Here is a 13,351-nt window from a genome sequence, read left to right on the forward strand (position 1 = left end):
ATTATTTCTAGTAAATTTCAGTCATTTTACTGAATTTTTATAGTATAAATCCTTTTATTTTTCTAATATTTGAAGTAAAATTCTGATTAATAGCGGGTATTAATATATTTTGTTGCCAGCTTATTTTCATTCTTGCTACAATAGGGCAATAGTCTGTTACAGGAACGGAGTAAATGATGAATATTTCAGTGATGACAGTGTCTTTTCCATTAGATGGAGAAACATTGAAAGAAGTAAAGTTATTATGTGAAGAAGCAACAGTTCAAGATTATCGAGTCTATGAAACCATTATGAATGTACCTATGGCTAGCTCTTTCGAGAATAAAGGCTTCATGGTACTAGCGTATGAGGATGATAAGGATTTATTAGTTGGTGCTGCTAGTGCTATCGACTTAATGGGACTTCATACATATGAGTGGTCATTAGTGGTGACACCTGCATATCGACAAAAGGGTATTGGAACTGCCTTAGTTGAGGGTATACAAGTAGGGCTAAAAGAAAGAGGGGCAGAGGGGCAATTAGCTGTAGTAATTGATGGTTCCCCTTATGGGCATACATTTATTGAAAACAAAGGGTTTACCTATAGTTTTTCAGAAACGACCCTAGAAACAAAAGCAGAGCCCGTTACATTACGAAGTGATATAAATATTCAAGCCTATAACGGAGAGCAAGCTGAACTGATTACTATTTATTGTGAGGCTTTTGGAGATCTACCCGAAGAATCAGAAGAGCTTATTGCTTTTAATACATCAACAAATGGAAGAGAGCTTTGGGTTGCTTACAGAGATGGTGCAGTTGTTGGCACAGTGACTACAGCTAAGGAAAATGAAATCCAGTGGGTAACTGCACTTGCTGTACATCCAAATTGTGAAGGACAAGGTATTGGGACAGCCCTTCTTTCCTTTTCAAAGGATTATGCGAGTAAGGTTGGTGCAGCGTTTGTCATGCTAGATGTAGAAGTAGACAATAAAAAAGCACTTTCTGTCTATGAAAAAGCAGGCTTTATGAAAGCACAGCAAATTGATTATTATGTAAAACAATAGAAAAAGGGGTGATGAGAGGTATTTAATATCAACTCATCGCCCTTTTTTATCATAATCACCTACTATCTTCATATAATATTAATAAGCTTTAAGAAAGGAGTCGTGATCATGCGCATGCCAGCATTGCCAAAGAAGAAGTCTCCTCCGAAGGAAGCCCCTAATTCATGGTGGAAAGTTGTGAAAGCTTATTTATCCAAAGGGAAGTTTTATAAATTACCCCCAAGAAATTAATGATGCAAAGAAAAAAGTCGCCTTTTAGCGACTTTTTAATTTTCTAATAAAAATGTCTTTTTGGATGGACCGATTAAGTATAGCTCGTGCATGGCTCGTGTAAGAGCTACATAAAGTAGCTTTCGGTCAATTGGTGTATCGTAAAATGGTGTATCGTAGGCAGCTACAATGACAGCATCAAATTCAAGTCCCTTAGCTAAGTGACTTGGCACAACAAGTAACATTTCTTGATTAATAGATTCATTTTCCGTTAGTAGTTGTGAAGCAATATCATTGTCTTTTAATGCCTGTTGCATAGTAATGGCTTCTGCAGTAGTTTTGCAAATTAAAGCGATGGATCGATGGCCATTTTGACGAATAGCTTCAAAAATCTCTTTAACTTTAAAGGCATCGAATTGCTCTGCTTGAATAAAACTTGGTACTTTACCGTGACGCACAACGGGTTCTACTAAAGGTAGCTGTTCATTCATTTGCGCTAGAATTTGATTCGCGACTTCCATAATTTCAATTGTTGTTCGATAGCTTTTTTGCAAAGTGCGGAAGCTTGCACGAGGAAATAAGCTTTGGACAGGCTCCCAGGCTGTTAATGAGCGATAGCTATGGATACCTTGTGCTAAATCACCGACCATAGTAAACATATCTGTATCAAGACCTGCTTTTAAAGCAGCAAGCTGAAATAAACTGTAATCTTGGACCTCATCGATAAAGACAACACGCATCTTCCATTCATCTGCAATGCCTTTTAAACGTGCTTGTAAATAGTATAGTGCAGCTAAATCTTCGAGTGCCCATTGTTCTTTACGATGTGCCTGCAAAAATTGTTGCTGTTCAAGGTAATGCCATTCAGGGGCGAGTTCTGCTAATAATTCTGCATCGGTGAGAAGGGTACGATAGAGTGTTTTAATATTATGTTTGGGAAAGCGACGCATATAAGCTGATGCCGTTGTCTTCGTTTCTTTTTCAATGGCAGGAATTCGTTCATCACGCTCATCAATGAATTTTGTGACAACACGTCGCCGTTTTTCATCATCTCGAATTCCATTTAAGGCTTTACCCAATGCTTCATCATACTTTTTATGGAGTGTAGCTAAAACAGCCTGTTTTTTTTGACGTACATGGCTTGCTAAGACCTTTTTAATATGTTCAAGTCGCTTTTCGATAGGCATATATGAGAATTCATATAAAAACAGCTTCTTCAGGTGGGAAGCACGCATGATACAGTATTTTTCAATATAGACATCTTCGAATTGCTCTGCGATCTTTTGTTCCAGCTTTTGTACGTAGCGTTCGATGACATCACGATAGTAAAGTGAACCTTTCATTTCAGCAATCCAGGCAGTAGGCTGACTGCCTCCAGCAACGAGCAATTCTAATTGTTCATTTGGATTTTGAAGCTTAAGCTTTAATTTAGTGGCAGAAAGAACGTAGTCTGTAAAAGTAGTTTGGCATATTTTATCGACGCCAAGCTCTGGTAAAACATCGCCTATATAATCAATAAATAACTTATTCGGTGCTAAAATCATGAGCTGCTCAGGATTAAAATGTTCACCCATTGTATAAAGGAAATAGGATATTCTGTGTAGAGCAATGGTTGTTTTTCCACTACCAGCAGCACCTTGCACAATAATTGGTTGACGAAGATGTGCTCGAATAATTTCATTTTGTTCCTTTTGAATGGTTGAAACAATTTCAGTTAGACGGACATCAGCTTTTCCAGCTAATGCTTCTTGTAGTAGTTCATCATTTGTTGTTAGATCAATATCTCGTATATCGAGTAATTCGCCATTTTCGATCTTGTATTGCCTTTTAGCAAAGAGATGTCCTTTATGAACTTCACCACGGACATCGTACTCCATGTCACCAAGACGTCCATCATAATAAACATTAGCTACGGGTGAGCGCCAGTCAACAATAATGGGCTCATGGGTTTCACGATGAAATAGTGATGTTTTCCCAATATAAAGGAATTCTTCTGGGTCACCGGTTTTTTGGAAATGGATTCTAGCGAAATAGGGCTTCTTGCGAACGGCCTCTAGACCTTCTTTTTGATTACGTGCCATTTCAAAAAATCTGGCATTTGTTAAGATATTTAAATAACTTAAACTCGAATCTAAGTAATCAAGATCGGCCATAGATTTGCGGATATTTTCTTGAGCAGATTTTAAATCTCGTTGTGATTCGTCTAATATTTGTTGCATATAGCCTTGGGTATACGCTAACCGCTCTACTTCAGCCTGAAAATCTGGATGTTGTACAGTCATTTTTTAGCACCTCCTAGGTACTTACAATTTCAAAGTAGATTATCATACTACTATATATAATATTTACCAGCAAGTGAAAGCTAAAATGTTAATTATGCTACTATTACATGGGGCTGGAAGGTTTTTCTTTGAATAATAATAGAGGAGGTTATTGAATTTGGACATATTTGCACATAGAGGTGTTTCGATAAACTATCCAGAAAATACGATGGCTGCCTTTCAAGCAGCATCAAAGCTTCCTATAGCAGGGATAGAGCTAGACGTTCATTTAACCGCAGATAAAGAGGTAGTGGTGATTCATGATGAGACCATTGATCGTACCTCCAATGGCTCAGGCTATGTAAAAGATTTTACATTACAACAATTACGTACATTTGATTTTGGCTCGTGGTTTTCACGGGAGTTCGGAGATGAAGTAATTCCTACCTTAGGGGAAGTGTTGGAGTTATTTGCAGGTACCAATCACCGTATCAATATTGAACTGAAAACAGACATTATTGCATATGAAGGAATCGAAGCGCTCGTGCTCAAAGAAGTAGCAGCACAGCAAATGACAGAGCGGGTGATCATTTCATCTTTCAATCATGAATCATTGCAAACAATATCAAAAATAGCGCCTTATATAGAAAGTGCAGCATTGTTTGCAGAGGTGCTGGTGGATTTCCCAACTTACATTGCTCTTATACCAGCTAAGGCGTTACATGTAAGTTTGCCAACTTCCTTCCGTAAATCAGTTAAACTAGCTCTCGCTGAAGGTGCAACTGTACGTGTGTATACCGTCAATGAACAACGCGATGCTCGAAGTTTACAACAGCTCGGTGTACAGGCGATATTTACAGATGATCCAGAAAAAATATTAAGAGCCCTTAGTTAGAGCAAAAGTGGACAGTTAGGAGACAAAAGCTTCCGTGGAATCATTTGCATTTTCAAAATACCCACGGAAAGCAACGTCTTCTAGAGGGTTTTTACCATTTTGCACGATGTTCCTCAATACATCCGAGCATTTGTTGAATAACCAGTGTTTCACCATTGTCGAGTAAAATAGAACCGTCGTAATAGCCAAATAGTTGATGTACCTCTGATTTAACTAGTTTGGCATTCGTTTGGGCTATACGCTCAAAAAAGGGTGAAAAGGTTAAGGAGACCTGATTAGAAAATTTTGTTTTCACTTTCCAACGCTGCATATAATCTTCAGAATCATATTGAAATAATAAATCCTCATGTATTTTTGTCATTTTACCATCAACAAAAACAGCATTTTCAGTCATGCCTGTGCCATCTGTCCATTTACCTCCTAAATTAAGTCCGATGCGTCGTCCACGTACTCGTTGAGAGGCCATTCCCCAATTCCATAATGCTTCACGTGGCCATACACCTCGTCCATAATCCAACACAGCAAAATTCTCCTCAGCTGAGAAATTAAAACGCCGAGTACCAATTGTGACAACACCTGATGTTGGCAATATGTGATGCTTGCCTGTGAACTGAAATGTTTTGCGATTCCAAGGAATGACTACATTTAAGGTTTCGTCCGCTGGTGGGTGCTGAATGATAAGCTTTGCTCGTAAAACATCTCCGTCAAAGTTTGGTATGGAAACAGATAGATGTGTTTCATTTTGTATATATAATAAATCAATCATCATTTCACTATTTTTAAATGAAACAGATTCTAAAACCTGTGTAGGCATTTTTAGTTTACCACCAAAGGGGATTGTGATCGTTTTTTCAAAATAGCGCTGTGTTTCATATTCAAGGAAATAAACGAAGCAGACTGCTGCGTAATCTAGATGACTAATCGTAGCTGAAAACAAGATTTCATCACCGTAGACACACCAATAGTTCCATTTCTTTTTGCGCATGAGATGGCCGCTTAAATTGCTATTAATAAGTGGTTTGCGTGCAAATCCGATGGCTGCTGGATTTAAATTACCTTTTTTATCGCATAAAAGAGTTGGCTGTAAAATCTCTTTTTCAGCATGCTGCCTCACATTCAACATCCCTTCTGGTCATAAAATAAAATCGACATATCTTTAATCCTTATTGTAGCAAAAATGTTCTTGAAATTGGAAAGGAACATGCTGAATATAATGGATTTCAATAAGAATTATGAGGAAGGACCTAACTAATAGAAATGCTTAAATAGACATATGATGGCATGAGGAGGTTATGTATGGCAAAAATGTATAATAGGCAGGCTGCAGTTCAATATGCTAATTTGTGGTGGAACAGACGCAATCCTGCCTTTCCAAATTTTGATGTAGATTGCACGAACTATATATCTCAGTGTTTACTTGCAGGAGGGGCACCGATGCGAGGTGCACCAAGTAGAGAGAAAGGCTGGTGGATTCAGCAAGGGAATTGGAGCTTTAGCTGGTCTGTTGCCCATTCATTACGATGGTATTTAGAAGGATCTACAACAGGATTGAAGGGTAGACGTGTTCAATATGCAGAGGAACTAGAGCTTGGAGATGTCATTTTTTATGATTTTCAAGGGAATGGTAGAATTGACCACTCCGTTATTGTTACAAGTATTCAAAATGGTATTCCTTATGTGAATGCCCACACCTCAGATAGTATTAATCGACCTTATTTTTACGAGGATTCCACCGCCTATACGCCAAGCATGACCTACTTTTTCTATCATATAGATGACAGCTTTGCTTAGGAACAGGTAGTTTTAAAGCATACAAATATATGATAATGTGAAAGATAGAAGAGATAAACTCTAATATGTTGTCTTATGGTAGAAGGAGAATTGATATATGAGCGAACAAATTTTATCTGTTAGAGATGCAATTATTCAACGTCGTTCCATTAAAAAGTTTAATGGCCAGCCTGTAGAGCGTGAGGATTTAATGGCTATTATTGACGATGCAGTATGGGCTCCCAATCATGGTAATCGTGAGCCGTGGCGATTAGTTGTTGCCTGTGGAAAGGAATTAACAAATCTTCACCAGCTATTACGTGACTTAACAATTCCTAAATGGCAGGAGTTTTCAAGCGAAGATTTAGCGAAGCAGATGTTGAAATTTACATTACCAGGTGGCTATGCCTTTGTTATCGTTCCAGAGGATGCGCGTCAAAAAGAACGTTTAGAAGATTATGCAGCAGCAAGTACATTTATTCAAAACATGCAGTTACTGGCATGGGATAAAGGCATAGGCTCTTGCTGGAAAACACCAGGCTTCCTAGATAACCCAAAATTCCGTGAAGCTTTAAAGGTACAGCCAGGTGAGCGTGTCATTGCTATGCTACAAGTTGGTTATTTTGATGAAGTGCCAAAAGGCAAAGAGCGCAAACAAGCAGCTGATATCGTTACGATTTTTGGTGAGTAATCAAACAAAAAAATCCCTTCACTTTGACAGTGAGGGGAATTTTTAATTAATCGATATTTATTTTTGTAATCCTGAAACCTCATATAAATAATCACTAAGAACACGTAAGCCTTTATCAAAGTTTTCTAAATGGAAGTGTTCATTTGGTGCATGGAAGTTTTCACTTGATAGACCGAAGCCCATTAGCACTACAGGTAAATCTAAAATTTCATCAAACGCAGCGACGATAGGGATGGATCCACCGCCACGTGTGTATGCTGTTGGTACATTATACACTTTTTCATAGGAGCGTCCAGCAGCCTGGATAAATGGATGATCGAAAGGCGTTAGGAATGGACGGCCTTTATCGAATTCAGAAATGTTGATTTCCACACCAGCAGGTTTGTGCTTTTCAACATGTGCTTTTAAAAGTGCTACAATTTCATCGGGCTCTTGATTTGGTACAAGACGGCATGTGATTTTAGCGCCAGCTTCAGCGGGCAGCACTGTTTTGATGCCTTCACCTGAGAAACCACCAAATACACCGTTAACCTCTAGGGTTGGGCGGGCCCAAGTACGTTCTAAATAAGAATACCCTTGTTCACCGAATAATTCTTTTACGCCAACTTCCTGTTTAACAGACTCTTCATCGAAGCCAAGCGCAAGATAAGCCTCACGTTCCTCTTCTGTTAATGGCAACACTTTGTCGTAGAAACCTTCAACTTGAATCGTACCATGCTCATCACGGAAGGATGCTAAAATTTCAGCTAATGCGTGAATAGCATTTTGTACGCCACCACCATAAAGACCGGAGTGTAAATCTCCCTTAGCTCCACGCACATCAATTTGAATGCCCGTTAAGCCCCGTAAACCATAGCATACCGCAGGTTTCCCAGGACCATAAAGACCTGTATCGGAAATTAAAATTAAATCTGCCGCTAGTTTTTCTTTATATTGTTCAACATAGGCAGGTAGATGTGGACTACCAATTTCTTCTTCACCTTCATAAATGAACTTAACATTGACAGGTAATGTCCCTGTTGTAGCAAACAATGCCTCAATCATTTTTAAGTGCATAAAGACTTGTCCTTTATCATCACTCGCACCACGAGCAAATAATTTATTGTCTCGAATTGTAGGATTAAAAGGCTCACTGTCCCATAAATTTAATGGATCAACAGGTTGAACATCATAATGACCATAAAATAAAATAGTTGGTTTACCCTCTGCATGTAGCCAGTCTGCATAAACAACAGGGTGCCCAGCTGTTTGTGTAATGGAGATATTTTCAAGATTTAGTTTTTCAAACGCACTGGCTAGCCATTCAGCTGCATGTTGAATATCCTCTTTATGCTCGGATAAAGAACTGATACTTGGAATTCGTAAAAATTCATTCAATTCATTTAAATGTGCCTCACGGTGTTCTGCAAAATAAGCATCAATTTGCTGTAAATTAGTCATTAAGCATCCCTCTTTCTAATATTTCGATAATAGAAATAGTATAGCACAATTTACTTTTAGGAATCTTAAATTGTCTTGAAAGATTACACATAGCACCTACAAAATAAACCACAAGAGCTAAATAGCAATTGTGGTTGAGTCTTACTTGAGTGGATTATAAATTCTTCATTTTTCAGTGAAGGGTTCAGATACAACAGTCAGATCGCTTCGCACTTTTAACGGCTAGAATAGCATCATTAAATGCACTAGCTTTCAGGCGAGTCTATTCAAAGCCTCATTAGTGAGCAGTATAACCACCATCAACAAGAAGCGTTGTACCATTAACAAAGCTTGCGTCATCGCTTGCTAAAAAGAGAACGGCCTTAGCGATTTCTTCTGGTTTACCAAGTCGACCTTGTGGGTGAAGGGATGCTAAATATTCTTTCTTCTGAGCATCGACCTCAGCTAATAGAGGAGTGTCGATATAGCCAGGACACACCGCATTTACACGAATACCCTGTTTAGCGTAAGCAGTACATAGGTTTTGTGTTAATAATTTAACGCCACCTTTTGCAGATGAGTAGGCTGTAGGGTTTGGTAAGGCAACGAAGCTATGAATTGAACCAGCGTTAACAATGACGCCACCTGTTCCTTGGGCAAGGAATTGTTCAATGGCATATTTATCCGATAGAAATACACCTGATAAATTAATATCAATTGTTCTTTTCCATTTTTCAAAAGAAAGCTCGTGTGCTGGTGCATCGTCAGCTACGCCTGCATTTGCATACATAATATCAAGTTTACCGTATTTAGTAACGGTTTCCTTTATCATGTTTTGAATGTCCGCTTCATTTGTTACGTCTGTTTTTACGAAGAGTGTATCAAAACCATTGTTATTTAATTCTTCAGAAACGCTTTGTCCACGATCAGAAAAATCGGCAATAACGACTTTAGCGCCTTCTTCTACAAAGAGACGAACTGTGGCTTCACCGATACCACTAGCCCCACCTGTAACAATTGCTACTTTATCTTTTAGTTTCATATAAATGACCACCTTTAATGTTATTTTGCTGTTGCTCCGCCATCAATAACGAATTCTGCACCTGTTGAAAAGGAAGATTCATCAGAAGCTAAAAACAATACAGTTTGCGCTACTTCCTTTACAGAGCCTAAACGTCCTAATGGGAATAAGTTTTTGCCTAATTCATCTTTTGAGCTTCCTGTTGTTGCTGATGCATAGTCTGCCATACCTGTATCAATGTAGCCAGGATGAATGGAGTTGACACGTACGCCGTATGGAGCATACTCCATAGCAGCATCTTTTGTCATAATGCGAACAGCCCCTTTACTAGCGCCGTATAATACGTGACCAGCAGCACCTGTTAAGCCTGCAATAGAGGAAGCATTAATAACAGAACCATTATGTTGTTTAGCCATAAGCGGCATAATATGTTTCATGCCTAAGAACACACCTGTCACATTGATGGACATTAAGCGGTTCCAGTCAGAAAGCTCGATTTCTGCAAGGGGTTTTATGATATAGATACCTGCATTATTGAAAAGAATATCCACTTTCTTAAATGTTTTTATTGATTCATCTGCAACCTTTTTCCAGTCTTCTTCATTACTAACATCGTGGCGGATAAATACTGCCTCACCGCCGATAGTTTGAATATCACGGACTGTATCGTTCCCAGATTGTTCATTTATATCAGTAATAACTATTTTTGCTCCCTCTTTAGCAAATAATAGTGCAGTTTCTTTACCGATTCCTGTACCTCCACCTGTAATAATGGCCACTTTGTTTTCTAATCTCATTTCAAGCACGCACCTTTCATTATTTCTGGTTATATGGTTGCCTTAGGATTCAAAAGTATTCGCATTGTTTAGCGATACCTTCATCTTACTCCTTTCAATTTGAAATACTATCCTATAAGATGCTGTATAATATAGTGAGTGAATATCCTCCATTTATAGGGGTATTTTTAGTGTGAAGGAGAAGAATTTCCTATGACGCATCCATTTCAATCAATTGAAGAAGTAACACTTCAAGAGTTTGTGTTGTTTATTAAAATCCATCATCAGCAAATTGAAGAGAATACAATTATTTATCTTAATCTAGAACCTTCTATAACTGGGGCAGATCGAAAAAGAACAGCAATGCTATTAGATTCATTTTTGCGTTTAATGACACATGCAAATATCGAGGAATTAAATAATGATGATAAGTATTTTTTTAACACATGGCTTCAATCACAGTTGTCCATTATTGATAGGAAGAGCTTTAATTTATTTCAATTAATATTTGAGAAATCGTTGATTACTTTTATGATTCAACAGAAGAGTAGTCGAACGAACGCCATCTTCATGTATGTATTATCGACATTTACGTTACTTGTAGAGCTTTATTATGACTGTGAGGGAGATAACCAAACTAGTAACATAGCTAGCGAAAATCAGAAAATTAGGCACTTACAATTATTAGATAGGCTTGATAAATTGCTTATTAGTTCCTCAGGTTATCAGGATTTAGCGCTGATTTTAAAAAAATGTGAAGAGTATTTTAGTTATAAAAGATGTGTATTTTACGCATATGTCCCATGGTCCAATCAATTTTATGGAGTTATTGGCGCAGAGCTGCCTAAGGTGCAAAGCATGAAAGGGGAGTTGACTGGGGAAAACACGATACTTAGTTCAAGAAAGCCCATTTATTTAAAAAATCCTAAAAATTACGTGAAAGAAGAGCATATCCAATTATTTAATTTATCCTCGATTATTTTTATTCCCATTTTGCGTCAAGAGCAATTATTTGGATGGCTAACATTTGATCAGCTAGGGGAGGAGTTTGATTGTACAAAGGAAGAATTAACACTCCTTGAGGAAGTAGGGAAGCGTTTAGGTTTATTTTTATCACGTAAGGGGGAGAAGGTAGAGAAGAATACAGTGCTTCATTTAACTGAAAGGGAATCGATGATACTTGGCCTGCTTGCCGAAGGATATGATAATAAAAAAATTGCTGGTTTATTATTTTTAAGTGAGCATACAGTCAGGGATTATGTAAGCAGTCTTATGACAAAGCTCAAAGCAAAGAATCGAACACAGGTCGTTGCCTCAGCCTTTCGTCTAGGACTGTTAAGCTAAAACACCCAATGCACTTCTATTAGGAGTGCATTTTTGTTTCTTCAAATGCTAATTAATATTCTGACAATAAATACTATTAAAAATATAGTTTAAATAATAGGTAACTATTGTCATCAAAAGCTTTTTTGGAGGGAAAGCAGTATAGTAGTAAAACAATTTTTACGAATATTACAAGTGAAAGCGATTAAGCTTACACGATTGTAATGAAATTGAAAGCCAATGCGATAGAGTGTAATACATTATTTTGCGAGAATGTGTATAGAAGCAAGAACAAGAAGCGGAGGCATACACAATGAATGAAAAATTAGAAGGCGTATACGAGGAATACAATCGTTATATATATCATTTATGTTTAAAACTAACTCGCAATAATATAGAAGCTGAAGATTTAATGCAAGAAGTTTGGGTTAAGGTTGTACGCTATGAAGATAGCGTGGCCGAAGTAGAGCATATTAAAGCTTGGCTGACAACTATTACAATGAATACATTTAGAGATCGCTATCGTAAAAAAGTACGACGTAGCAAATATATGATGAATCAACCTGAAACATTAGACGTGCCGATTCTAGATTTGGTTCCCAATAACGATATTTCTACAGAAGAAAAAATTGAAAAGGACATTGTAACAAAACTAGTCCAGGATAAAATGGAGCAATTAGATGCTATTTATAGAAAGACTTTATGGTATTTCTACATAGACCAATACTCACTTGCAGAAATCTCTACAATTATGAAAGTTTCCATTGGTACTGTGAAATCTCGTTTATTCCGTGCAAAGGCTCGATTAAAAGAAATGCTCATGTCAGATACAGCTATTGTGGAATCTGTGCTACCAGCGTAATAAAGCAGATTGGTCGCACATCACAGTACTTAGACGGAAGTATTTGGTCGACTAATCAAAAAAGATGCATTCGCAAACAGTTGCAAATGCATCTTTTTATTGTGCTTTAATCTGGTCGATTTGTCTCCACATCCAATAAACATTTAGAGAAAATAGTTCGTAAGGTTTGCAGTTCCTCCGCTGTTAGCATACCAAACATATTATTAATGATTTCGCTCACTTGTTGACGAGATTCTTTTAATATGTTTTCACCGTCAGCCGTAATGACTAGTTGAGAAGCACGGCGGTCTGTGGCATGCTGTGTTTTTTCAATAAAGCCACCATTTATCAGCTTGGTTGTTAAAACAGTGACACCACCAGTAGTTACTTTTAACCGCTCAGCAATAGCAGAAGGGCGTTTTGGACCCTCCTGCGATAAGTAGTCTAAAATTAAAATATGGGATTTTGAAAAGCCGAGTACATTATGATTATTCCACTCGTTTGCCCACTTACGCTCAATAGATGAAACGACTTCAAACAACGAGGTAATGGCTTTTTGTTTTTCTTGGTCCATAGAAGGTCATCTCCAAAACTGTTTTAACTTTCTTGTGCCAATCTTGTCATCGCATTTAATTCGTAAGCACGTACTTTACGTGGGATAAAACGACGGATGTCCATCTCATTGTAACCAACTTGAATACGTTTTTCATCTATTATAATAGGGCTACGCAACATTCTTGGGTGTGCCTGAATGATAGCAAATAGCTCTTGAATAGAAAGTTGGTCGATGTCGATATTTAAGTTTTTAAAGTCATTTGAGTTTGTTGCAATGATTTCATCTGTGCCATCTTCAGTCATACTTAGAATTTCTTTGAATTCTGCAAGTGTAAGTGGATGAGATGTAATACGTTTTTCTTTATATTCTATATTGTGATCTTTTAACCATTTAAGTGCTTTTCTGGATGAAGAACAGCTCGCTTGTGAGTAAATTGTAACTGTCATTCTTCATTCCTCGCTTTCTTTTTTAGATTATATTTTACAAATAGCTTATTAGTAAGTTAATAGTTTATATATATATCTTACTAGTAAGCTATATATAAA

At 37.5% G+C, this 13,351-nt stretch carries 13 protein-coding genes; 6 read left to right on the top strand and 7 right to left on the bottom strand.

Going from position 1 to position 13,351, the window contains the following annotated elements:
* Nucleotides 1-173 precede the first annotated feature (173 nt).
* Entirely contained in the window at nt 174-1,043 is an 870-nt protein-coding gene (locus MKY76_RS02475) for a GNAT family N-acetyltransferase (protein WP_233436290.1), read from the top strand.
* A gap of 266 nt (nt 1,044-1,309) precedes the next feature.
* Here the strand turns inward: MKY76_RS02475 and helD are convergent, their stop codons facing one another.
* Nucleotides 1,310-3,535 (bottom strand): RNA polymerase recycling motor HelD, encoded by a 2,226-nt coding sequence (gene helD / locus MKY76_RS02480; RefSeq protein WP_048393309.1) that lies wholly within the window; start codon nt 3,533-3,535, stop codon nt 1,310-1,312.
* Nucleotides 3,536-3,692: 157 nt separating this feature from the next.
* Here helD and MKY76_RS02485 point away from each other — a divergent pair, with 157 nt between their 5' ends.
* Complete coding sequence (locus MKY76_RS02485; RefSeq protein ID WP_115674303.1) at nt 3,693-4,409, top strand: glycerophosphodiester phosphodiesterase; 717 nt, start codon at nt 3,693-3,695, stop codon at nt 4,407-4,409.
* A gap of 91 nt (nt 4,410-4,500) precedes the next feature.
* On the opposite strand, the gene MKY76_RS02490 is transcribed toward MKY76_RS02485, so the two are convergent.
* Nucleotides 4,501-5,523 (bottom strand): DUF2804 domain-containing protein, encoded by a 1,023-nt coding sequence (locus MKY76_RS02490; protein ID WP_054549082.1) that lies wholly within the window; start codon nt 5,521-5,523, stop codon nt 4,501-4,503.
* 182 nt (nt 5,524-5,705) lie between these two features.
* Here MKY76_RS02490 and MKY76_RS02495 point away from each other — a divergent pair, with 182 nt between their 5' ends.
* Nucleotides 5,706-6,200 (top strand): amidase domain-containing protein, encoded by a 495-nt coding sequence (locus MKY76_RS02495; protein WP_004229655.1) that lies wholly within the window; start codon nt 5,706-5,708, stop codon nt 6,198-6,200.
* Nucleotides 6,201-6,297: 97 nt separating this feature from the next.
* Nucleotides 6,298-6,870, top strand: a complete 573-nt coding sequence (locus MKY76_RS02500; protein ID WP_066038240.1) for a nitroreductase — start codon at nt 6,298-6,300, stop codon at nt 6,868-6,870.
* A 57-nt stretch (nt 6,871-6,927) separates the two neighbouring features.
* Here MKY76_RS02500 and MKY76_RS02505 read toward each other — a convergent pair whose 3' ends face one another.
* From MKY76_RS02505 to MKY76_RS02515, 3 genes are all read right to left on the bottom strand, one after another.
* Complete coding sequence (locus MKY76_RS02505) at nt 6,928-8,310, bottom strand: dipeptidase (protein WP_054549083.1); 1,383 nt, start codon at nt 8,308-8,310, stop codon at nt 6,928-6,930.
* Nucleotides 8,311-8,587: 277 nt separating this feature from the next.
* Nucleotides 8,588-9,331: a glucose 1-dehydrogenase gene (locus tag MKY76_RS02510; protein ID WP_048393318.1), complete on the bottom strand. Its 744-nt coding sequence runs from the start codon at nt 9,329-9,331 to the stop codon at nt 8,588-8,590.
* A 20-nt stretch (nt 9,332-9,351) separates the two neighbouring features.
* Nucleotides 9,352-10,107, bottom strand: a complete 756-nt coding sequence (locus tag MKY76_RS02515; RefSeq protein WP_048393320.1) for a glucose 1-dehydrogenase — start codon at nt 10,105-10,107, stop codon at nt 9,352-9,354.
* Between the two features lie 192 nt (nt 10,108-10,299).
* Between MKY76_RS02515 and MKY76_RS02520 the strand changes: the two genes are divergently transcribed.
* Together MKY76_RS02520 and MKY76_RS02525 are read left to right on the top strand one after the other, a co-directional pair.
* Nucleotides 10,300-11,430 (top strand): LuxR C-terminal-related transcriptional regulator, encoded by a 1,131-nt coding sequence (locus MKY76_RS02520; RefSeq protein WP_342557377.1) that lies wholly within the window; start codon nt 10,300-10,302, stop codon nt 11,428-11,430.
* A 292-nt stretch (nt 11,431-11,722) separates the two neighbouring features.
* On the top strand, nt 11,723-12,271 hold the full coding sequence (locus MKY76_RS02525; RefSeq protein WP_036078118.1) for an RNA polymerase sigma factor: 549 nt from the start codon (nt 11,723-11,725) through the stop codon (nt 12,269-12,271).
* Nucleotides 12,272-12,377: 106 nt separating this feature from the next.
* Here the strand turns inward: MKY76_RS02525 and MKY76_RS02530 are convergent, their stop codons facing one another.
* Together MKY76_RS02530 and spx are read right to left on the bottom strand one after the other, a co-directional pair.
* Entirely contained in the window at nt 12,378-12,824 is a 447-nt protein-coding gene (locus tag MKY76_RS02530) for a MarR family transcriptional regulator (protein WP_009371643.1), read from the bottom strand.
* Between the two features lie 23 nt (nt 12,825-12,847).
* A complete protein-coding gene (spx, locus tag MKY76_RS02535) occupies nt 12,848-13,252 on the bottom strand; it encodes a transcriptional regulator Spx (protein ID WP_004225558.1) in 405 nt (134 codons plus the stop codon).
* Nucleotides 13,253-13,351: the final 99 nt, after the last annotated feature.

Source organism: Lysinibacillus sp. FSL P4-0201 (assembly GCF_038593425.1).
GTDB classification, from domain to species: Bacteria; Bacillota; Bacilli; order Bacillales_A; family Planococcaceae; genus Lysinibacillus; species Lysinibacillus capsici.

Coding starts and splice junctions, on each gene's coding strand:
- MKY76_RS02475 (WP_233436290.1), top strand. CDS start 174: ATGATGAATATTTCAGTGATGACAGTGTCTTTTCCATTAGATGGAGAA.
- helD (WP_048393309.1), bottom strand. CDS start 3,535: ATGACTGTACAACATCCAGATTTTCAGGCTGAAGTAGAGCGGTTAGCG.
- MKY76_RS02495 (WP_004229655.1), top strand. CDS start 5,706: ATGGCAAAAATGTATAATAGGCAGGCTGCAGTTCAATATGCTAATTTG.
- MKY76_RS02500 (WP_066038240.1), top strand. CDS start 6,298: ATGAGCGAACAAATTTTATCTGTTAGAGATGCAATTATTCAACGTCGT.
- MKY76_RS02505 (WP_054549083.1), bottom strand. CDS start 8,310: ATGACTAATTTACAGCAAATTGATGCTTATTTTGCAGAACACCGTGAG.
- MKY76_RS02510 (WP_048393318.1), bottom strand. CDS start 9,331: ATGAAACTAAAAGATAAAGTAGCAATTGTTACAGGTGGGGCTAGTGGT.
- MKY76_RS02515 (WP_048393320.1), bottom strand. CDS start 10,107: ATGAGATTAGAAAACAAAGTGGCCATTATTACAGGTGGAGGTACAGGA.
- MKY76_RS02520 (WP_342557377.1), top strand. CDS start 10,300: ATGACGCATCCATTTCAATCAATTGAAGAAGTAACACTTCAAGAGTTT.
- MKY76_RS02525 (WP_036078118.1), top strand. CDS start 11,723: ATGAATGAAAAATTAGAAGGCGTATACGAGGAATACAATCGTTATATA.
- MKY76_RS02530 (WP_009371643.1), bottom strand. CDS start 12,824: ATGGACCAAGAAAAACAAAAAGCCATTACCTCGTTGTTTGAAGTCGTT.
- spx (WP_004225558.1), bottom strand. CDS start 13,252: ATGACAGTTACAATTTACTCACAAGCGAGCTGTTCTTCATCCAGAAAA.